The following is a 19,051-nucleotide window of genomic DNA, read 5'->3' as shown; positions in this document are numbered from 1 at the left end:
TCGCACCGCTAGTTTGAAGCCGCCGGAAACGTCACCGCCTCGATGCGATTGCCGTCGGGATCCCTGACAAAGCTCGCGTAGTAGCGCACGCGATCATGCGGACGCAGCGACGGCGGGCTTTCGGAATTTCCGCCAGCCGCCAGCGCCGCCGCGTGAAAGGCATCGACTTCGGCAGTCGTCTTTGCGCGGAGGCAGATGTGGACGCCGCTTTCAGGAACGACCTGGGTCATGTCGGCACGAAAATTGATCCAGAACTCGGGATAGCTCTTGCCGAAACCGATTGTCGCGGGGCGTGTTACCAGGCGTGACAGCCCAAGCGGCGCCAGCGCCGCTTCGTAAAAGCGCGCGGACCGTTCGAGGTCACTGACGCCGACGGAGATGTGGTCGATCATCTGAGTTGCATCCCGCCCGATGTTGAACCGTCATTCCGGGGCGCGTCGAAGACGCGAACCCGGAATCTCGAGATTCCGGGTCTGGTCCTTCGGACCATCCCGGAATGACCCGTCCATCCCTCACGCCGGCGCGCCTGACTTCACCAGCTTGTAGATCACCGAATCCATCAGCGCCTGAAACGAGGCGTCGATGATGTTGGGCGAGACGCCGATCGTGGTCCAGCGCTCACCCTCCTCGTCTTCGCTCTCGATCAAGACGCGCGTCACCGCTTCGGTGCCACCGTTGAGGATACGCACGCGGTAATCGATCAGCTTCAGGCCCTCGATGTATTTCTGGTATTTGCCGAGATCCTTGCGCAAGGCGACATCGAGCGCGTTGACGGGGCCGTTGCCCTCGGCCGCCGAGATCAGTTTCTCGCCGTCGACATCGACCTTCACCACCGCCATCGCCACCGTGACGCGCTGGCCGTTGGCATTGTAGCGCTGCTCGACATTGACATCGAATTGTTCGATCCGGAAATATTCCGGCACCCGGCCGAGCGTGCGCCGCGCCAGCAGGTCGAACGACGCGTTGGCCGACTCATAGGCAAAGCCGGAGGCCTCGCGCTCCTTCAATTCCTCGACCAGCCGAACCAGTTTCGGGTCGTTCTTCTCGTAGGGAATGCCGGCCCGTTCCAGTTCGGCGATGACGTTCGAGCGGCCGGCCTGATCGGACACCAGCACCTTGCGATGATTGCCGACCGTTTCGGGCAGCACATGCTCGTAAGTGTGGGGATCCTTGAGCACGGCGGAGGCATGGATGCCGGTCTTGGTGACGAAGGCGCTTTCGCCGACATAGGGCGCGTGACGGTTCGCCGCGCGATTGAGCATATCGTCGAGCGTACGCGACACCTTCATCAAGGTCGCCATCTTGTCCGGCGACACGGCGATGTCGAAGCAATCGGAAAATTCGCGCTTGAGCCGCAGGGTTGGAATCAGCGAGCACAGATTGGCATTGCCACAGCGCTCACCGAGCCCGTTCAGCGTGCCCTGGATTTGCCGCACCCCGGCCCGCACCGCGGCCAGCGAATTGGCCACCGCCTGCTCGGTGTCGTTATGGGCGTGGATGCCGACGTGATCGCCGGGAATGTGCTTCACGACCTCGCCGACGATGGTTTCCACTTCGTGCGGCATGGTACCGCCATTGGTGTCGCACAGCACCACCCAGCGTGCGCCCGAATCGTAAGCCGCCTTGGCGCAGGCCAGTGCGAACGCCGCATCTTCCTTGTAGCCGTCGAAGAAATGCTCGCAGTCGAGCATGACTTCGCGGCCGGCCTGCTTCGCCGCCGTCACGCTGTCGCGGATCGAGGCCAGGTTTTCCTCGTTGGTGGTCTCCAGCGCGACGCGGACCTGATAGGCCGACGATTTCGCGACAAAACAGATGGCGTCGGCCTTGGCCTCCAGCAGCGCCGCAAGGCCCGGATCGTTGGAGGCCGAACGGCCCGGACGCCGGGTCATGCCGAACGCCGTAAAACGGGCGTGATCGAGCTTCGGCCGGGCGGCAAAGAATTCGGTATCGGTGGGATTGGCGCCGGGATAGCCGCCCTCGACATAGTCGATGCCGAGTTCGTCGAGCATCTCTGCGATCAGCTGCTTGTCGTGCAGCGTGAAATCGACGCCGTTGGTCTGCGCACCGTCGCGCAGCGTGGTGTCGAACAGATAGAGACGTTCGCGAGTCATGTCGGAACTCCCGGCGACGTGCCGCTAGCCAGCGTCTTCTGCATCGTGGTGTTGGCAAGCCATTCGCCGTTGACGGTCACGGTGTTGCGCTGCATGGCGACATAGCCGCGCTTCAAGAAGAACTCGGCCGCGTTGTCGCTGGCATCGACCGTAAGATTTTTGGCGCCGCGGCCACCGGCGAGCTTTTCCAGTGCCTCGCACAGCATCGACGCCACGCCCTGCCCGGCCGCGCTGGGGTGAACATAGAGCATGTCGATCTGATCGGCCCCCTTGAGCGAGGCGAAGCCGACCGGTGAATTCCGCAGCGTCGCGATCAGCGTCAGTTGGCCGGCCAGACGCTTGCCGAATTGTTCCTCGTCATCGGCGGCGCTGGCCCAGGCTTGCTGCTGCGATTCGCTGTAGTCGTCGCCGGTCAGTTCCTCGATCGCGGCAGCAAAGATCGCCGCCAGCACCGGGGTGTCTTCCCTGAGAAACGGCCGCAGAGCAGGTTTGGGCAGCGCCTGTCCCATCGCTACCATTCCCTGTTACAGTGCATCGCGTTACGGCTCATCGCGCGATCTGCCTTCTTCCCCTCTGCCCTTGCGGGAGAGGGTGGCGTCTCGCGGAAGCGAGACGACGGGTAAGGGGTTCTATCCACTTGCTCTGCCAGACAAGTGAGGACGCCCTCCAGGTTCTGCAACACGCCGTTATTCCAAAAGCGCGGCACCCGGAATTTATTTTGCGCCAGCCAATTGTCGCGTTCGATATCTCGGACGGAATCCGCGTGCTGACCGCCATCGACTTCGATGATCAGGCGCAATTCGGAGCTAAGGAAATCTGCGATGTATGGAGAGGGCTTAACCCGTTGAGCCGTCATCGCGCGATCTCCCAACTGGTTGTGGGACTACCGTCGGCGTCCTTCCCATCCTTTAAGACGACGCCCATCGCCGCGAGTTCATCGCGGATCCGATCGGACTCCTTGAAATCTTTTCGTGCGCGGGCTTCTTTGCGATCAGCAATCAGCTTTTCAATGTCGGCGGCTACGATAGCTGCGCCGGCGCCTCGCGCCGTCGAAGCCCCGCTCGCAGTTCCCACTGCGGCAGCTACACGGCCGATCTTGTTGCGGTCGCCAGAAAATCCCAAAAAGGCAAGTGCGGTAAGCAATTCACGCTTCTTGCCGGATCGATGAAGACCATGCAATGCCGAGATCATCTGCGGCGTATTCAGATCATCGGACAGCGCCGCTATGACATCCGCCGAAACATCCGAAAGCGGCTCGACCGACCCCAGCCCCTCGTACCAGGTCCACAAGGTCTTGTGAGACTCATCCAGCCCTTCGAGCGTCCAGTCGATTGGCTGCCGGTAGTGCGTGCGAAGCATGTTGAAGCGCAAGGCTTCGCCTGGCCAGCCATAGCCTTGCCAGCCGCTGAGCAATTCGTGAATCGTCACGAAGTTGCCAAGCGATTTCGACATCTTGTCACCTTCGACTTCCAGAAAGCCGTTGTGCATCCAATAGTTCGCCATCGCGGACGTGCCATGCGCGCAACGCGACTGAGCGATTTCGTTCTCGTGATGAGGGAAAATCAGATCGAGGCCGCCGCCATGGATATCGAAGACATCGCCGAGATAGGCCGCGCTCATGGTAGAGCATTCGATGTGCCAGCCGGGCCGTCCCCTGCCCCACGGACTCTCCCAACCTGGCTCGTCGTTTGACGACTGCTTCCACAGTACGAAGTCAGCGGGATTTTTCTTGTGGGCGTCGACGGCAACGCGCGCACCGGGCAGTTGCTCATCAAGCTTGCGGCCTGACAGCGCGCCATAGTCCGGCATCGACTGTGTATCGAACAGAACCTCGCCACCTGCTTCATAGGCATGGCCGCGCGCGATCAATTGCTTGATCAGCGTCACCATATCCGTCTTGCCATCGGCGCGCGGCAGCACAAAATCGGTCGCGCGTGGTTCGAATGTCGGCGGCAGGCAGCCCAGCGCCGCCACGTCCGCCTCGAACTGCTGGGCTGTCTTCTCCGTAACCTTGCGGATCGCCTCGTTCAGCGGCAGGCCGGGAAAATCTCGTGCCGCGCGATCGTTGATCTTGTCGTCGACGTCGGTGATGTTGCGGACATAGGTGACGTGACCCTCGCCGTAACGATGCCGCAGCAGCCGGAACAGCACGTCGAACACGATGACCGGGCGCGCATTGCCGATATGGGCGAAGTCATAGACCGTCGGCCCGCAGACATACATGCGCACGTTATCGGGATCGAGCGGCACAAAGCTGCGCTTTTCCCTGGTCAACGTATCGTAGAGGCGTAAGTCCATGGATATCCCGTCCCTTGCGGCCGGGCGTCCAGTGATCTCATGTGAGAAAAGACGGCCTCAGCCAGCGAATCGCTAGCTCATAATCTCGCGGCAAATGCCACAAATGGCGAGGAGACCGTTCATCACCGATACCATGGGCCAGTTGAGGGGATTGCGTCAAGTGTCCTCAAAAAGCCGGTTTGGGGCACGAAACGGCCCCGGGGCAAGCCAAGGTTAATCATTCTTAACGTTTTGGGTTTATCCCAATCCGTACGATTACGGGCGGTCCCTCCTTCACCGGTGCAGTATGCGATCCATGTCAGCGCTTTCGGCCTGTGTTTTCCTCTTCGCCGCATCGGCCGCCACAGCCGACAGCCGTGTTTTCATCATCGCCAACCAGGCCGACGGTTACGGCGTCGACCAGTGCCTCGCCAAGGGCGAAAAATGTGGCGCGCATGCCGCCCGCTCCTATTGCCAGTCGCACGATTTCGTCCAGGCTTCGTCCTATCGGCGCGTCGACCCCGATGAAATCACCGGCTCGGTTCCCACTGGCAGCAACTGCAACCGTGCCGGCTGCAACGAATACGTTGCGATTACCTGCCAGCGCTGAGCCGCTCCCGCCTGCACTGCCACACCGGCGCCCCGGAAACGACGTGACGCTGCCCTGAGAAGCGGCTATGGGAAACCGCGTTGGCCGCGCATTCGGTTTCTCGGCCTGCACGGAATAGTCCTAACGGCCGGATATGCTGGAAACGCTGATCACCCCCTTCTTCTCACGATGGATCCTGGCCTTTACTGCGCTCCTTGGCGTGAGCACGCTGAGCGTTGACGCATGGGCGCAGATGAGTCCGGATGCGCCGCCGCAGCAGCAGGGAGCACCGGTCAATCCGATGTGCCCGCGGCTGGAAGCGCAGTTGGCGACCATCGACCGCGGTGGCGGCAGCGGCGACCCGGCCAGGGACGACCAGATCCGCCGCTACCAGGATGCCGCGTCCAAGCAGCAAACTGAACTCGACCGCGTCACCTCGCAGGCCAAGCGGATGGGCTGCGACAGTTCCGGGTTTTTCTCGCTGTTCTCGGGCCAGTCCGCGCAATGCGGTCCGGTCAACAACCAGATTCAGCAGATGCGGGCCAATCTGGACCAGATCACCAACAGCCTCGAGCGGCTGCGCAGCGGCGGTTTTGGCGGCGATCGCGACAATCAGCGCCGCTCGGTGCTGACCGCGCTCGCGCAGAATAATTGCGGGCCGCAATATGCCAACGTCGCCCCGGGTCCGGGCAGCTTCCTGCAGAATTTGTTCGGCAATAACAATCCGGGTGTGCCAAGTGCGCCCGGCGCACCCGGCGCCGACGTCGGCCCGCAATCCGGCACCTTCCGCACGGTTTGCGTCCGCAGCTGCGACGGTTTTTATTTTCCGATCTCGTTCGCCACCGTGCCGGCCCGGTTCCCCGACGATGAAAAGACCTGCAAGGCGCTTTGCCCTGCGGCGGACGCCAATCTCTTCACCTATCGCAACCCCGGCGAAGACATGAGCTCGGCGGTGTCGATCAACGGTCAGCCCTATTCGGCGTCGCCGAACGCGTTTCGCTACCGTCAGGAGTTCAATCCATCCTGTTCCTGCAAGGCTCCCGGACAGACCTGGTCCGACGCGCTGAAAAGCATCGACGATAAGGCCGCGGCTGAACAGCAGGGCGATATCATCGTCACCGAAGAAAGCGCGAAGAAAATGTCGCGCGCGCCGGCGAAAACGGCTGCCGCCCCGGCCAGGAAGGGTGCCGCGCCCGCCGGCCCCGTAGCCACCCCGCCCGATGCACCACCGGACGCGCCGGCAACCACCGCGGCCGCGCCGGGCGATGCCACGCCGAACAACAAGCCGATCCGCTCGGTGGGTCCGACCTTTATCCCCGCGCGCTGATCTATCCCTCGAACGCTTCCGCCGATCCGCGGCTGGCGCGTGACACCAGCGTCTCATCGGGTTGCTGTGACGGCTCTCCGGTATCGCGAAACTTGTTGGTGATGGGATAGCGGCGGTCGCGCCCGAAATTCTTCTGCGTCACCTTGACGCCCGGCGCGGCCTGCCGTCGCTTGTATTCGGCGATGTTGAGCAGGCGATCGATCCGCGTTACCACCTCGCGGTCGAAGCCGGCTGATATGATCGACGCCAGTGGTTCTTCGCGCTCAACCAGGCGCTCGAGGATCGCGTCCAGCATCTCGTAGGGCGGCAGCGAATCCTGATCGGTCTGGTTTTCGCGCAATTCCGCGGTCGGCGGCCGGGTGATGATGTTGACCGGAATGACCTCGCCCGAGGGGCCGAGCGCGCCCTCAGGCTTCCACGAATTGCGCAGGCTCGAGAGCCGGAACACTTCAGTCTTGTAGATATCCTTGATCGGATTGAAGCCGCCGTTCATGTCGCCATAGAGCGTGGCGTAGCCTACCGACATTTCCGACTTGTTGCCGGTGGTCACGACCATCGCGCCCGTCTTGTTGGAGATCGCCATCAATAGCGTGCCGCGGGTGCGCGCCTGCAGGTTCTCCTCGGTGATATCGCGCGGCAGACCGGCGAACGTACCCGACAGGATCTCTTCGAAGCCGTTCACGGCCTGCGCGATCGGCAGCACTTCGTAGCGGATACCGAGCGCGGCCGCGAGCTTTGCGGCGTCATCGAGCGACACCTGGGCGGTGAAACGGAACGGCAGCATGACGCCGCGGACGCGCTCGGCGCCCAGCGCATCGACCGCGATCGCCGCGCACAGCGCCGAGTCGATGCCGCCGGATATGCCCAGCAGCACGCCGGGAAATCCGTTTTTCCTGACGTAATCGCGCAGTCCCAGCACGCAGGCCGCGTAGTCGGCCTGGTCGCCCTCGACCAACGGCGCCACCGGTCCGGCGCAGCGCCAGCCGGCTTCGCTCCTGCTCCAGCGCAACGTCGTGATGCTGTCTTCGAACGCGGGAAGCTGTGCTGCTACCGACAGATCGGCATTGAGCGCAAACGAGGCGCCGTCGAAAACCAGCTCGTCCTGTCCGCCGACCTCGTTGAGATAAATCAGCGGCAGCCCGCTTTCGGTGACGCGCGCCACCGCGATCGACAGCCGCAGATCGTTCTTGTCGCGCGCATAAGGCGAACCGTTCGGCACGATCAGAATTTCGGCGCCGGTTTCCGCCAGACACTCGACGACGTTTTCGTAATCCTCGGACTCCTCGAGCCAGATGTCCTCGCAGATGGGAACGCCGACCCGGATGCCGCGGATCGTCACCGGGCCCGCCGCAGGCCCGCGCGCGAACAGGCGCTTTTCATCGAACACGCCGTAGTTCGGCAGGTTGGCCTTGAAGCGGAGCGCGGCGATCCGGCCCTCGTCGAGCAACGCGCAGGCATTGTAGAGCTTGCCGTCCTCCACCCAGGGACTGCCGATCAGGACCGCCGGGCCGCCGTCGGCGGTATCGCGCGCCAGCTCTTCGATCGCGGCGCGGCAGGCCGCCTGGAATGCCGGCTTCAGCACCAGGTCTTCCGGCGGATAGCCGGCAATGAACAATTCGGAGAAGACCACGAGATCGGCGCCGTCGGCCCGAGCGCGCGCGCGCGCGGCGCGCGCCTTGGCGGCGTTACCGGCGACGTCGCCGACCGTCGGGTTCAACTGGGCCAGCGTGATCGTAAACTGGGCGGCAGGTTCGGTCATGGCGCGATGGTGCCCTGCGTGCGGACAAACTGCAATTGCATGCTTCAGATCGCGCCCATGCGTTCGGCGATGGCGAACAGCCAGAACAGGCCTGCCATGACCAGCGCGACGCCGACGGCGGCGGAGCCCATGTCCTTGACGCGCCCGATCTGCGGATCATGGTCGGTGGTCAGCCGGTCGGCGAGCTTCTCGATCGCGGTGTTGAGCAGTTCGATCACCAGCACCAGGACCACCGCGGCGACGAGTTCGACGCGGCGCATCGTGGTCGCGCCGACCAGCCACGCCGCCGGAAGCGAAAGCGCCAGCGCGACCAGTTCCTCGCGGATTGCCTGCTCCGAGCGAATGGCGAAGGCAAGCCCGTTACGGGTATTGATCGTGGCCTGCCAGAACCGCAGCACTCAAAGTCCCGCCGCAACCGGCATCGGCTTGACCTTGCCGGCGCGTTCCTGCTTGAGCAATTCGGCGATCAGGAAGGCCATGTCGATCGACTGCTCGGCGTTGAGGCGGGGATCGCAGACCGTGTGATAGCGATCGTTGAGATCCTCGTCGGTGATGGCGCGCGCGCCGCCGATGCATTCGGTCACGTCCTGCCCGGTCATTTCCAGATGGACGCCGCCAGCATGGGTGCCCTCCGCCGCATGGATGGTGAAGAACGACTTCACCTCCGACAGGATCCGGTCGAACGGCCGGGTCTTGTAGCCGGACGTCGAGGTGATGGTGTTGCCATGCATCGGATCGCAGGACCAGACCACCACCCGGCCTTCGCGCTGCACGGCGCGGATCATCTGCGGCAGGTGATCGCCGATCTTGTCCGAACCGGAGCGGTTGATCAGCGTCAGGCGTCCGGGCTCATTGTCCGGATTGAGCACGTCGATCAGCCGCAACAATTCGTCCGTCTTCAGCGAGGGACCGCATTTCAAACCGATCGGGTTCTTGATGCCGCGGAAATATTCGACATGGCCGTGATCGAGCTGGCGGGTGCGGTCGCCGATCCAGATCATGTGGCCCGATGTGGCGTACCAGTCGCCGGTGGTGGAATCGACCCGCGTGAAGGCCTGCTCGTAACCGAGCAGCAGCGCCTCGTGGCTGGTGTAGATATCGGTGGCGCGCAGCTCGGGGTGGCTTTCGAGATCGAGACCGCAGGCGCGCATGAAATTCAATGCGTCCGAGATGCGGTCCGCCAGCTCCTTGTAACGGCGCGACTGCTGGGAATCCTTGAGGAAACCAAGCATCCACTGGTGCACGCTGCCGAGATTGGCGAAGCCGCCGGTGGCGAAGGCGCGCAGCAGATTGAGCGTCGCCGCCGACTGGCGGTACGCCATCAGCTGGCGCTGCGGATCGGGGGTGCGCGAGGCCGCGGTGAACGCGATGTCGTTGACGATATCGCCGCGGTAGCTCGGCAGCTCGACGCCGTCGAGCTTTTCCATCGGCGAGGAGCGCGGCTTGGCGAATTGTCCGGCGATGCGGCCGACCTTGACCACCGGCAGCGCACCGGCATAGGTCAGCACGACCGCCATCTGCAGCAGCACGCGGAAGAAATCCCGGATGTTGTTGGCGCCATGCTCGGCGAAGCTCTCGGCGCAGTCGCCGCCCTGCAGCAGGAAGGCCTCGCCTGCGGCTACACGCGCAAGCGCCTTTTTCAGGTTGCGGGCCTCACCTGCAAAAACCAGCGGGGGAAACGTCGCCAGCTGCGCCTCGACATCGGCCAATGCCTTGGCATCGGGATAATCGGGTATCTGCAGCACCGGTTTGGTGCGCCAGCTGTCGGGTGTCCAGCGCTCGGACATGACGTTAACTCCTGAGCAAAAACCGCTACTTATCGGCAGCAGCGAAGGGCCGGGTTATACACAGGCTGCCGCCGGACCGCCAGTTGGATTTCCGCTCCTTAAGACAAGCCCTTGCGGCAAAAGCCGAATTCGCATTTGCTGGGGCGCTCGCGAGCGCACGGGGGAAATCGCGGTGGCAGGGGCCGGGCTGGACGACGTTTTCATCGACGACATCACCTTTCCCGCGGCGGACGGATATTTGCTCGGGGCGACGCTGTTCTTGCCCCGCGGGGCCAAGCGGCATGCCGTCCTGATCAATTCGGCCACCGCCGTGCCGCGCAAGATCTACCGTGGTCTGGCGGGCTATCTCGCGCATCGCGGCTGCGCGGTCCTGACTTATGACTATCGCGGCACCGGCGATAGCAGGCAGAAATCGCTGGTCGGCTATAACCAGCCGAGATCGCTTGCCGGCTTCAACGCCACCATGGCGGATTGGGCCGCGCTCGATGTCACCGCGGCGGTGGCCTGGATGCGCGAGCGCTACAAACACCTGCCGCTCAACTATGTCGGACATTCCTTTGGCGGCCAGGCACTGGGACTTCTGGCCAACAACACCGAGGTCTCGCGCGCGCTGCTGATCGCGGCGCAAGCCGGCACCTGGAAGCTGATGGCCTCGCCGGAACGCTACCGTGTCTACGCCATGCTGAATTTCGTCGGCGTCCCCCTCACCCGGCTGTTGGGCTATGCGCCCGGCTGGAGCGGCTTGGGTGAGGATCTGCCCAAGGGAGTTTTCGAGCAATGGGTGCGCTGGGTGATGAGCCCGCGCTATCTGTTCGACGATCCCAAACTTCGGGCATTGGAGAATTTTCCGCACTACCGGGGCGCGCTGCGCGCGATCTGCCTTGCCGACGATCCCTGGGCGACGCGACCGGCGGTCGAATTGCTGTGTTCGGGATTTACCGCAAACAAGCCGGAAATCCTGACCATCGCGCCGGCCGATGTCGGCGCCGCCAAAATCGGCCATCTCGGCTTTTTTCGCGCCGAGCATCGCGACACGCTGTGGCGCGGCGCGGCGGAATGGATCGAAGGTGAGGAGTAACGTCGTCATTCCGGGATGGTGCGTTGGCACCAGACCTCAGATGCGCAATTGCGCATCGGGGAATCTCGAGATTCCGGGTTCGATGCTTCGCATCGCCCCGGAATGACGATCGCGTGACACGAACGGTCTCATGACACACCTCCACGATCTCGCCGCGCGGTGCGCCCGAGTCGTTGAAAAATCTTCCGCCCAAACGAGGGCGTGGGGAACGCCGGGTGCTCCAGTGCACCCGCAGCCTCGTGTGCGCATGGGTAGTAAGTATGCACACGAGTATTCACAGCGAGGTCACCGGAATCACCGGCGTTCCCGCACGCAATGGTTTTAACGGTTTATCCTCGTGCTCTCCCCGGTGACCGGCTTTTTTGCCACCGTCATCTGCGGATATGGCTGGTCCGCGCCCGGTTGGGCCGACTTCGCCTCCGCGAGACTTGACACCAGCGTCGGGGTGTCAGGACCACACGATTTCGCCGTCCGCATCAGCGCCGTTCGTCAGCACGCCGTTGACAACTCACAGGCCTCCTAAGACCCGCCCTGCCGTCACGTGTCGTGCCTGACGCTGCCGCGTCCACCGCATTACGCCCCGCGTCCGTGACGATCGCGATACGCCCCTCGAGTGGGACGGAACGGCGGTGGATATACAAGTGATTTGGGTCTTCGGAAAAACAGAATATATTTTCAAAAGGGGCTGGACAGCGGTTTGGAAAAACAGCCTGTCGGGCAAATCAGTACGTGGGTTGAGCGCTGCCCCGGGCGCGCGTTCGCGCGACCCGTTGGCACCACCCGATGCTGCCCATCAGCATCGCGGCTGTTCGAAGACGGCGAAGCCCGCCTTCGCTCACGAGGCTGAGCCTGGATCGACGATCGTGTAGCCGGCGATCGAGCGCGAGTGTTCGCGGGTCACGTGACCGCCGGAATTGCCGTCATGCACGTTCCAGATATCGCCGGCGACTTGCGCTTGCAAAATCATGACGTGTCCCGATCGAACCGCCGCCATCCCCGGCGCCGGGGCCGCGCGCGGGAAACGGCGCCAATTGGCGGCGAGATTTAACTGGGGAATGATCCGGCCAAAGCGGTACAGCGACGCCTCGCACCCGCAGAACGCGTGCGGGCATCCCGACGGGCGACCGCCGACCGTTCTTTCGTTGCTTTGATTATCAGCGACGAATGACACCGCGGAGCGAACGTGCTGATGACGATAATGGCGAGGGTGGGCTTCGGCCTGAACGGAATAAAGCAACAAACACGCGACGGGAAAAATAGTTTTCAACATCAATGGAGGACTCCATACGTTTGCGAAATCCCCAGCCCGGAAAGAGAAAGACCAGTGAAAGTGTCAGGATGTTGACGAAAAAGGGCTCAAGCCCGTGCCCTCGGCCGCCCTGCGCGCTGAAGCGCTTCAACGGCGGTCGCCGCAGCCCGCGGCGTTACACCCGCAGCGGCATCCGAAACGTGAAACGCGTCTCCTCCGCTGTCGAGGTAACCGTAAGCACCCCTTCGTGCGCCTTGGCTATCTCGGACGCGATATGCAAACCGAGGCCCAGCCCTTGAAGGCTGGCGCGGACCGTTCCCCGAAAAAACGGCTGGAACAGATTAACCATCGCCGCATCCGGGATCGGCTCGCCTGCGTTCGCAATCCAAAGCACGAACATTCCGTTGTCGGTCGACGCAACCATTTTAACGGGCTGATCGGGCGAGCCATGGGTCAGAGCATTGCCGAGAAGGTTCGACACCATTTGACCAATTCGAGAACGGTCGCAGTTGACAGGGTCGGCAATCTCCAGATCGCTTTCTATCACGCGGTCCGGCATCGCGGTGCGTAGTTCGTCCACAACGTGTTGCAGCACGGGTCGCAACGGTCTGTTGGCGTCCCGGCTCAGGGTAATTCCGCCACCTAATCGACCTCGCGCAAAGTCCAGAACGTTATCGATCAGTCCGGACATTCGCATGACAGTGGTCTGCATCATTTGCAGCACCTGGGTTTCGGTTTCGCCCTTTGCCTGCCGAAGCAATATCCGGGCGCCCGCGCTAATCGAAGCCAGGGGATTTCTCAGGTCGTGGCCAAGGACGGCGATGAACTGCTCGCGGAGTTCAGATGTCCTGCGCTCATCTTCCAGAATGGCCCTTGTGGCGGCTTCCGATGAACGGCTCTGGTCCCTTGCATCGAGCAGTTCCCGCTCGTAGCGGCGGCGGTCGGTAGCCTTGAGCAGGGTAAGGCGAGTCGAGATGACGCTCCCGTCCGCCGCGCGGCGTTCGGTGGCGTTGGCGATGACCGGCAGGCGGTCGCCATTTTGGCTGACCAGGTCCAGAGCGACTTCGTTGAAAAATCCCTGCATGCGCAGGAGCGGCGCGATATGCGTTTCGTAAAACATGCGGCCTGCGATGTTGAGCAAGTCGCCCAAGCGCTTACCCAACAGGTGTTCGGGAGCATAGCCGACCCAGTTGCAAAGCGTTTTGTTGACCTTGAAAATCCGGCCGCCGGGATCCAGCGAAAGATAGCCGCAGGGCGCATTCTCGTACAGATCCTCCAGGTCCTCAATGATTGAGGCGCTCGGTGGATTTTTCATCAATTCAGACAAAGGCGCGCACCGCGGAGATGACTTCATCCGGCGCGCTCAGGTTGGGACAGTGGCCGGTTGCGTCGAGAGTGACCAGCTTGCTGCCGGGTATGGCACGATGCACGAACTCACCGACCTCGGTGGAGGCGATGATGTCTTCACTGCATTGCAGGATGAGCGTCCGGGTCTTCACGTTGGAGAGGTCCGCTCGATTGTCCGACGTGAAAGTGACGCGGGCGAAGTCCCTGGCGATGTCCGGGTCGGTCCGGCAGAAGCTATTGGTCAGCTCCTCGCCAAGTTCCGGCCGATCCGCGTTTCCCATAATCGCGGGGGCCATTTGAGCCGACCACCCCATGTGGTTTGCTTCCAGAAACTCGAGCAGTTCGCCGATCTGCGCTTCACTGAAGCCGCCCTTGTACTGCCCATCATCGATATATCGCGCGGAAGGCCCCACCAGCACGAGGCTGGAAAACATCCCCGGGGCCTTGATGGAGGCGAGAACGCCTATCATGGCGCTGACGGAATGCCCGACAAACACGGCGCCGTGCAACCCAAGTTCCTGTCCCAGTTCGATGACATCGTCGGCATAGCCGGCCAGCGTGGAATACTTGACGGGATCATAAGCCGAGAGGTCGGAGCCGCCGGCGCCGACATGGTCGAATAAAACGGTCTTGAATTCGGCTTCGAAAGCCGGAGCCACAAAGCGCCACATGTTCTGATCGCAGCCGAAGCCGTGAGCAAAAAGCATCGCTTTCTCGCCCGTTCCCTTGACGTGAACGTTATTTCGGGCCGTTACGGTCATGGCTTTTCCTGTGTGCGCTGTCCGTCATTATCAGGCGTCCGAAGTAAACACACAAGCTGCCCGAACGCTCCAATGGAACACCCGCAATGGCTTGCGTTCAGCCGTTTCGAAATAAGCGAATAGCTGGCTCACCACTGGGAACCTGCGGTTCCCCTGTTTCTGGAAATATCTCGGCCATGTGAACCAGATCGGAACGAAAACCCCCGGCGCGGTTTAAGAGAGCGAGACCGTCGCCCGCCGTCAACGACGGCGCATGTCGCGGATAGCCAAAGGTTCCATTCGGACCCGCTGTTCAAAAACAAGCGCTCGCGCAGGATAGCCAAAGGCGACGGTCTCCGCTCCCTCCGGGATCGCCAACCATGCATTGAAATGCGCGGTTCGTGTCACCGAGTGGAAGCGGGAAGCCATCGACATCGGTGTCGAGGGCTTGTGCGCGGAAACGGAGAATCCGTCATGCGAAACCCCATCATGATTGACTACTCGCATAGCCGCGCAATCACTCGACAGATTGGCGAAGGACTGCGGACGTCATTAAGGGAAGACCAGGAGTTACCAGCCAGCCTCAGATTGCAAATCGACCGCCTCCGCCAGTTAGAGGGCCAGTCGCAACCAAACATTGCGAAGCCTGCGACGCGTTGGTGGGCCCGCCGCCCACGGATGTGGAGCTAGGGAGTTGCGAGGGTCGCCATTTGGTGTCGGCAGAGGGTCAGTCGCGTCGGTTTGATGGCCCCGTCACCTCCGCGCAACGAGGCGGCGCTTCTCGACCTTTCGCTTTGCGTGCGGCCTTGGTTGCGGCTTTGGCCGGGCCTTCCGCTTTTGCAGCGGCCGATGGTTTTCCCGCAAGCGTTCCTGGATGGTCGGCAAACGGTCCCCGCCGCCGAGCAGCGCCCATTCCCTGACCAGCGCCGTCAGTTCCTGTCGCATGCCCATCAGCCGGAGCGAGGATTCCGTGCAGTCCCGGTCGTCGTTGACGAGGTCGCGGATCGACGCTTCCATGTCGAGCATTTCCAGGCGCAGAGTACTGATTTTACGGCGTAATTCGTTGAGTCTGTTATCCATGGGAGCCTCCGGGTTGGGAGAGGCACCATAAGTACAAAACGTGAACAAAGAGTCAAGCTTAGTGGAATTCGGGAATACGCCCGGGAAAGCCGTTCGCGAGGAAGCAGAAGCCTCGTGAACTGCGGATTGTGTCTCGCCGACCCACCCAACGGCTAGCGCCGTGAGCAGTCAATCCGTATGAATGTCGCGCGCCGAACGGCTTCGATCGCTCAGCAATAATCGGGGAGGAATACAGCATGTTTTCGCACGTCATGATCGGCACCAACGATCTGGAGAAGGCCAAGTCGTTCTACGACGCCTTGCTTGGGACGCTCGGTATTCCACCCGCACATGTCGACCGTCATCGCTTTTTCTATCGAACCCCCACCGGGGTTTTTTCGGTGTCGAAACCGATCGACGGCAAGCCTGCTACCCCTGCCAACGGCGGCACCATCGGTTTCGCCGCGAACTCGCCCGAACAGGCTGACGCGTTTCACGCGGCCGGCATCGCCCATGGCGGAAAGACGTGCGAAGACCCGCCGGGCGTGCGCGAAGGCCCGGGCGCCAAATTCTACATCGCCTATTTGCGCGATCCCGACGGCAATAAGCTCTGCGCTTTGCACCGGATGGGGTGAGCCGGCGTATTCGGACGCAGCATCGGCGGCCGGTTACCCGGGTATTGGTCGACAATGCGAAACAGCCGCAGGATCGCTGCCTGATTCGTGGCGATCGAATACAAATTGCACATCGAAGAAGGCCCGGGTCCGGATGAAGCCCGGGTTGGACGAAGCCTTGGTGGGAGAAGCGTGTTGTCCCCGCTAATCCTAGTGGCGTTGCATCGCGCCGCAAGGCGGCTGTAGTCGCCGGCCATGAGCACCAAATCTCGCGAAGTCATCTGGGGCAGCGCGATCAGGGGCGCGAAGATCCGTGCCGAAAGCGCGCGGGCAGAGGCCAAAAAAGCCGTTCGCGCCGCCGACCGCGCGGAGGCAGAAGCCTGGTCGGTGCGGATGGAAGGCTATGGCGGGCCGGCGCAGCCCTCGCCCACAACAGGCCAATGCCTTAACGGCGGTCTCGGCTGGCTCGAAGTCGAATGCAACAGGTGCAAGACCCGCGCGAGCCTGCCGCTCGACGCCATCCGCCGGCCGCGCGATACGCCGCTGTGGAAACTCGAAGCGTCGCTGAAATGCCGCTCCTGCCGCAAAGGCCGCCATGCGCCGCCGGTGCACATGATCAAGCTGACGGAGACACGGGAGATCACGCCGTATCGGTGGGTGCATCCGGATGAGGAAAGGTGACGCGCGGCAGAGTTGCGGTGGGCAAGGGATTGAATTGTTGGTCAAGTGGACGTTTATTATTATACAACGACTTTTCGGCTGCCTCCCCTTGCTGGATGCCGAAGTCGCATAGCTCCTGCCAGTGATCGGGGGTCAAATTCACAAAGCGATGAGGCGCGCACTCAAGCACCAAGCATCGTGACGCAAAGCCGACGACGGCACCATCTCATTCCCTCTCTTCAATCAGAGGATCAATGATCATGCCATCATCCAACCCCAACAGCCCCAGCCGTCGCCTTGTACTCGGAGCGCTCGCTGCGCTGCCCGCGGGCTCCGTGCCGATCGTAGCAAGTGTGCAGACGGCGAGCGCGCAGGCGCCGCTTCCCACCGGGGCCGGCTTTTCGTTCGCTGCGGTCGGCGATACCCGACCGATGATGTACCTTCCATTGAAAGAGGGGCAGCCGGACCTGAACAAATTCTTCGTCGAAATGTTCGGGTTGGTCATGCCAGAAAAGGTCGCTGAAGCGGTGGTGGCGAGGGATGTGAAGATGATCTTCGATCCGGTCACCAAAGAGCTGATCAAGGTGATCATGCCGTTCGCGTCGAAGACGGAAGTCATGACCCTGACGTTGGATAAAGGTTGGGTCACCGAGGCATCCGTTGAAGACGTAAAACTGCTTCCCGGAGTGCATCGAACGATGTTCCGGCTTCAGGGCGGCGAATGGGTGACCCGTGAAATCGTCAAGGACGTTCAATCCGGTCGCGCCAAATTCGTGGTCAATAGCGGCGACGCCGTATGGTGGGGCAATCAAGGCTTAACCGTCAGCGATAGCCCATACTGGAAGCGTGTGAACGAAACAATGTTGAAGAAGCTACCCGCGCCGGACGACGAGATGCGCGCAGCCGGTCTGGATGGGCGATTTTTCATGAGTGTGGGTAATCATGAAGTGTGGGCTGATCCGAAGATCGAGGGCGTTCTTTCGGCGTTGCCCTATCTGAAGAAGTTCGGCGTCACACCGGAAAACCTCATTTACAAATTCGACTTCAAAGGCACGCGCTTCATCTATCTCTGGAGCGGCAAGTACGACTACCGTTCGCCGTCACTGTGGGACGCCGATCGGCCAAAGTATGCCGAGCAAATGACACAGCTTCAAAAGTGGATGGACGAGGCCAAGGCCAATGGCATTGGAAAGGCCTTTGTCGTCTTTCATTATCCGGTTTTTGCGCGCTCGGGCCTGGGCCCTATCCCGGCTCCCGACAATCCACACAAGTTGATTGCGTCGTATGCCAAGGACATGGAGGTGGTCGTGTTGAACGGGCACGTCCACACCACCGAAATCTACGATGTAGATGGGGTTAAATACCTGATGCTGGGCGGTGGTGGCGCTGAACAGGACCCCATCCTTCCCGGTCGCACGGCCATCAAGCTGCCCGCCGACTATCCGCCCGATCTTTACTGGAAGGGCCAGCCTCCACAGGAGGAATACAACTACGTCTTCGTCGATGTCGAACCCGGCCGAAAGACGAAGTTCACCCTCAACCGCTTCCGGCCATGGTCGGCAGAGCCATTCGGATCTGAAGAACTCTTCATGTGACAGGGAGCGGGCGTTAGCGGGAGTGAGGTTCTGGCGACAATTCTCCTGATCATTCACGGCTTGGTCGCGGTGGCGCTGCTCGGCGCGACAACACACCAGACCTTGGCGGCATGGGCATCGGCGGATGCCCGACCCGGTTCGTTCTTCGGCCGCTTTCGTTCCGTGCCGTCGGCCTCGTTCGCTAACGCCGTGGTCGTTCTATATGCAGCCTCCACGCTGCTGGGCGGGATCGTGTACCTATATTTCCGTGTGGACGTGCGGCCCGAGTTGGAGCGCGCGGGTCACTGGCATGTCCTCGGCTTCTTCGACCTCAAGGAGCACTTCGCAGCCATCGGGCTTGCCCTGCTGCCCGCTTACCTGGTTTGTTGGCGTCGGCCGCATAGCGATGAGCCTGCTCAAACGCGTACTGCGCTCACTTCGATCCTTGCCTTCGTCGTCTGGTGGAATTTTCTGACCGGCCACGTCGCCAACAACATCATGGGTTTCGGCTCATGACGTCATCCGACTGGTTTCGCCGCTTTGCATTTGCGTTCGGGCCGACATTCGCGATTCTCTACGTGGTCGCCGTCGCAAAGGATTTGGCTCTGTTCACTGTTTTCCCGTCGCTCGGCATCGTGCTTGCAGGTACGCATCACTCACGAGACGTCGCCGACCCCGCGATGGGTTTTCTGGCTCCTGCGATATACTGGTACGGATGGGCGGCGACGGCTGCACTCGGAGCACTGACGGTAGGCCTTGTTGCCGCGTCGTTACCCGGACGTTCGGTGCGACACTTGTGGTCGGGATGGGTGTGGGTAATTCCTGTGCTCTCGATGATCGCTTGCGTCTATCTCACTCTGCCTTGGTTTCGACTTTAGCT

The 19,051-nt window shown here is 61.9% G+C and carries 21 protein-coding genes and 1 pseudogene; 8 read left to right on the top strand and 14 right to left on the bottom strand.

Translation table 11 applies throughout. The features are described 5' to 3' along the window. Positions 1-8 precede the first annotated feature (8 nt). The 5 genes from B5527_RS13750 to cysS form a co-directional block, all read right to left on the bottom strand. Entirely contained in the window at positions 9-392 is a 384-nt protein-coding gene (locus B5527_RS13750; protein ID WP_079601789.1) for a VOC family protein, read from the bottom strand. A gap of 120 nt (positions 393-512) precedes the next feature. Then, on the bottom strand, positions 513-2,111 hold the full coding sequence (gene cimA / locus B5527_RS13745) for a citramalate synthase (RefSeq protein ID WP_079601788.1): 1,599 nt from the start codon (positions 2,109-2,111) through the stop codon (positions 513-515). After that, positions 2,108-2,620, bottom strand: a complete 513-nt coding sequence (locus B5527_RS13740) for a GNAT family N-acetyltransferase (protein ID WP_079601786.1) — start codon at positions 2,618-2,620, stop codon at positions 2,108-2,110. The genes cimA and B5527_RS13740 overlap by 4 nt, the downstream gene beginning before the upstream one ends. A gap of 2 nt (positions 2,621-2,622) precedes the next feature. After that, on the bottom strand, positions 2,623-2,967 hold the full coding sequence (locus tag B5527_RS13735; RefSeq protein WP_079601785.1) for an endonuclease domain-containing protein: 345 nt from the start codon (positions 2,965-2,967) through the stop codon (positions 2,623-2,625). Next, the gene (cysS, locus tag B5527_RS13730; RefSeq protein ID WP_079601783.1) at positions 2,964-4,409 is read right to left on the bottom strand and encodes a cysteine--tRNA ligase; all 1,446 of its coding nucleotides are present in this window, start codon (positions 4,407-4,409) and stop codon (positions 2,964-2,966) included. The genes B5527_RS13735 and cysS overlap by 4 nt, the downstream gene beginning before the upstream one ends. A gap of 286 nt (positions 4,410-4,695) precedes the next feature. On the opposite strand from cysS, the gene B5527_RS13725 reads away from it, so the two are divergent. Together B5527_RS13725 and B5527_RS13720 are read left to right on the top strand one after the other, a co-directional pair. After that, positions 4,696-4,998, top strand: coding sequence for a hypothetical protein (locus B5527_RS13725; protein ID WP_079601782.1), 303 nt, complete (start codon positions 4,696-4,698; stop codon positions 4,996-4,998). Between the two features lie 133 nt (positions 4,999-5,131). Beyond that, the gene (locus tag B5527_RS13720) at positions 5,132-6,304 is read left to right on the top strand and encodes a DUF2865 domain-containing protein (protein ID WP_079601780.1); all 1,173 of its coding nucleotides are present in this window, start codon (positions 5,132-5,134) and stop codon (positions 6,302-6,304) included. A 1-nt stretch (position 6,305) separates the two neighbouring features. On the opposite strand, the gene B5527_RS13715 is transcribed toward B5527_RS13720, so the two are convergent. From B5527_RS13715 to B5527_RS13705, 3 genes are read right to left on the bottom strand one after another with little or no spacing between them, the layout of a single operon-like run. Beyond that, positions 6,306-8,063: an NAD+ synthase gene (locus B5527_RS13715; RefSeq protein ID WP_079601779.1), complete on the bottom strand. Its 1,758-nt coding sequence runs from the start codon at positions 8,061-8,063 to the stop codon at positions 6,306-6,308. A 44-nt stretch (positions 8,064-8,107) separates the two neighbouring features. Further along, positions 8,108-8,461, bottom strand: a complete 354-nt coding sequence (locus B5527_RS13710) for a diacylglycerol kinase (RefSeq protein WP_079601777.1) — start codon at positions 8,459-8,461, stop codon at positions 8,108-8,110. Then, the gene (locus B5527_RS13705) at positions 8,462-9,850 is read right to left on the bottom strand and encodes a class II 3-deoxy-7-phosphoheptulonate synthase (protein ID WP_079601776.1); all 1,389 of its coding nucleotides are present in this window, start codon (positions 9,848-9,850) and stop codon (positions 8,462-8,464) included. Positions 9,851-10,022: 172 nt separating this feature from the next. Here B5527_RS13705 and B5527_RS13700 point away from each other — a divergent pair, with 172 nt between their 5' ends. Continuing rightward, on the top strand, positions 10,023-10,928 hold the full coding sequence (locus B5527_RS13700) for an alpha/beta hydrolase family protein (RefSeq protein ID WP_245332603.1): 906 nt from the start codon (positions 10,023-10,025) through the stop codon (positions 10,926-10,928). Positions 10,929-11,763: 835 nt separating this feature from the next. Here B5527_RS13700 and B5527_RS47595 read toward each other — a convergent pair. From B5527_RS47595 to B5527_RS13680, 5 genes are all read right to left on the bottom strand, one after another. After that, complete coding sequence (locus B5527_RS47595; protein WP_079601774.1) at positions 11,764-12,198, bottom strand: hypothetical protein; 435 nt, start codon at positions 12,196-12,198, stop codon at positions 11,764-11,766. Further along, positions 12,083-12,328, bottom strand: coding sequence for a hypothetical protein (locus B5527_RS45315; RefSeq protein ID WP_172842423.1), 246 nt, complete (start codon positions 12,326-12,328; stop codon positions 12,083-12,085). Before B5527_RS45315 ends, B5527_RS47595 begins: the two co-directional genes overlap by 116 nt. Before the next feature lie 24 nt (positions 12,329-12,352). After that, positions 12,353-13,492, bottom strand: a complete 1,140-nt coding sequence (locus tag B5527_RS13690) for a PAS domain-containing sensor histidine kinase (RefSeq protein ID WP_079601773.1) — start codon at positions 13,490-13,492, stop codon at positions 12,353-12,355. A gap of 4 nt (positions 13,493-13,496) precedes the next feature. Continuing rightward, on the bottom strand, positions 13,497-14,285 hold the full coding sequence (locus tag B5527_RS13685) for an alpha/beta fold hydrolase (RefSeq protein ID WP_079601771.1): 789 nt from the start codon (positions 14,283-14,285) through the stop codon (positions 13,497-13,499). A gap of 732 nt (positions 14,286-15,017) precedes the next feature. After that, positions 15,018-15,344, bottom strand: coding sequence for a hypothetical protein (locus tag B5527_RS13680; RefSeq protein WP_154072208.1), 327 nt, complete (start codon positions 15,342-15,344; stop codon positions 15,018-15,020). Between the two features lie 236 nt (positions 15,345-15,580). On the opposite strand from B5527_RS13680, the gene B5527_RS13675 reads away from it, so the two are divergent. Then, the gene (locus tag B5527_RS13675) at positions 15,581-15,958 is read left to right on the top strand and encodes a VOC family protein (RefSeq protein ID WP_079601768.1); all 378 of its coding nucleotides are present in this window, start codon (positions 15,581-15,583) and stop codon (positions 15,956-15,958) included. Here the strand turns inward: B5527_RS13675 and B5527_RS46275 are convergent. Continuing rightward, positions 15,946-16,071, bottom strand: a pseudogene (locus B5527_RS46275) (SOS response-associated peptidase); the annotation flags it as partial. The gene B5527_RS13675 and the pseudogene B5527_RS46275 overlap by 13 nt on opposite strands. A gap of 121 nt (positions 16,072-16,192) precedes the next feature. Here B5527_RS46275 and B5527_RS13670 point away from each other — a divergent pair. The 4 genes from B5527_RS13670 (at position 16,193) to B5527_RS13655 (ending at position 19,049) form a co-directional block, all read left to right on the top strand. Then, complete coding sequence (locus tag B5527_RS13670) at positions 16,193-16,618, top strand: hypothetical protein (RefSeq protein ID WP_079601767.1); 426 nt, start codon at positions 16,193-16,195, stop codon at positions 16,616-16,618. A 239-nt stretch (positions 16,619-16,857) separates the two neighbouring features. After that, positions 16,858-18,192 (top strand): metallophosphoesterase family protein, encoded by a 1,335-nt coding sequence (locus B5527_RS13665; RefSeq protein ID WP_245332602.1) that lies wholly within the window; start codon positions 16,858-16,860, stop codon positions 18,190-18,192. 69 nt (positions 18,193-18,261) lie between these two features. Then, complete coding sequence (locus B5527_RS13660; RefSeq protein ID WP_154072207.1) at positions 18,262-18,687, top strand: hypothetical protein; 426 nt, start codon at positions 18,262-18,264, stop codon at positions 18,685-18,687. Next, a complete protein-coding gene (locus tag B5527_RS13655; RefSeq protein WP_079601765.1) occupies positions 18,684-19,049 on the top strand; it encodes a hypothetical protein in 366 nt (121 codons plus the stop codon). The genes B5527_RS13660 and B5527_RS13655 overlap by 4 nt, the downstream gene beginning before the upstream one ends. Positions 19,050-19,051: the final 2 nt, after the last annotated feature.

The sequence above is a fragment of the Bradyrhizobium erythrophlei genome (assembly GCF_900129425.1).
Taxonomy (GTDB): Bacteria; Pseudomonadota; Alphaproteobacteria; order Rhizobiales; family Xanthobacteraceae; genus Bradyrhizobium; species Bradyrhizobium erythrophlei_C.
This window is presented reverse-complemented; position numbering and strand designations above follow the sequence as displayed.

Excerpts from the sequence above, each read along its gene's own strand:
- B5527_RS13750 (WP_079601789.1), bottom strand. The coding sequence starts at position 392 with ATGATCGACCACATCTCCGTCGGCGTCAGTGACCTCGAACGGTCCGCG.
- cimA (WP_079601788.1), bottom strand. The coding sequence starts at position 2,111 with ATGACTCGCGAACGTCTCTATCTGTTCGACACCACGCTGCGCGACGGT.
- B5527_RS13740 (WP_079601786.1), bottom strand. The coding sequence starts at position 2,620 with ATGGGACAGGCGCTGCCCAAACCTGCTCTGCGGCCGTTTCTCAGGGAA.
- B5527_RS13735 (WP_079601785.1), bottom strand. The coding sequence starts at position 2,967 with ATGACGGCTCAACGGGTTAAGCCCTCTCCATACATCGCAGATTTCCTT.
- cysS (WP_079601783.1), bottom strand. The coding sequence starts at position 4,409 with ATGGACTTACGCCTCTACGATACGTTGACCAGGGAAAAGCGCAGCTTT.
- B5527_RS13725 (WP_079601782.1), top strand. The coding sequence starts at position 4,696 with ATGCGATCCATGTCAGCGCTTTCGGCCTGTGTTTTCCTCTTCGCCGCA.
- B5527_RS13720 (WP_079601780.1), top strand. The coding sequence starts at position 5,132 with ATGCTGGAAACGCTGATCACCCCCTTCTTCTCACGATGGATCCTGGCC.
- B5527_RS13715 (WP_079601779.1), bottom strand. The coding sequence starts at position 8,063 with ATGACCGAACCTGCCGCCCAGTTTACGATCACGCTGGCCCAGTTGAAC.
- B5527_RS13705 (WP_079601776.1), bottom strand. The coding sequence starts at position 9,850 with ATGTCCGAGCGCTGGACACCCGACAGCTGGCGCACCAAACCGGTGCTG.
- B5527_RS47595 (WP_079601774.1), bottom strand. The coding sequence starts at position 12,198 with ATGTTGAAAACTATTTTTCCCGTCGCGTGTTTGTTGCTTTATTCCGTT.
- B5527_RS13690 (WP_079601773.1), bottom strand. The coding sequence starts at position 13,492 with ATGAAAAATCCACCGAGCGCCTCAATCATTGAGGACCTGGAGGATCTG.
- B5527_RS13685 (WP_079601771.1), bottom strand. The coding sequence starts at position 14,285 with ATGACCGTAACGGCCCGAAATAACGTTCACGTCAAGGGAACGGGCGAG.
- B5527_RS13680 (WP_154072208.1), bottom strand. The coding sequence starts at position 15,344 with ATGGATAACAGACTCAACGAATTACGCCGTAAAATCAGTACTCTGCGC.
- B5527_RS13675 (WP_079601768.1), top strand. The coding sequence starts at position 15,581 with ATGTTTTCGCACGTCATGATCGGCACCAACGATCTGGAGAAGGCCAAG.
- B5527_RS13670 (WP_079601767.1), top strand. The coding sequence starts at position 16,193 with ATGAGCACCAAATCTCGCGAAGTCATCTGGGGCAGCGCGATCAGGGGC.
- B5527_RS13665 (WP_245332602.1), top strand. The coding sequence starts at position 16,858 with ATGCCATCATCCAACCCCAACAGCCCCAGCCGTCGCCTTGTACTCGGA.
- B5527_RS13655 (WP_079601765.1), top strand. The coding sequence starts at position 18,684 with ATGACGTCATCCGACTGGTTTCGCCGCTTTGCATTTGCGTTCGGGCCG.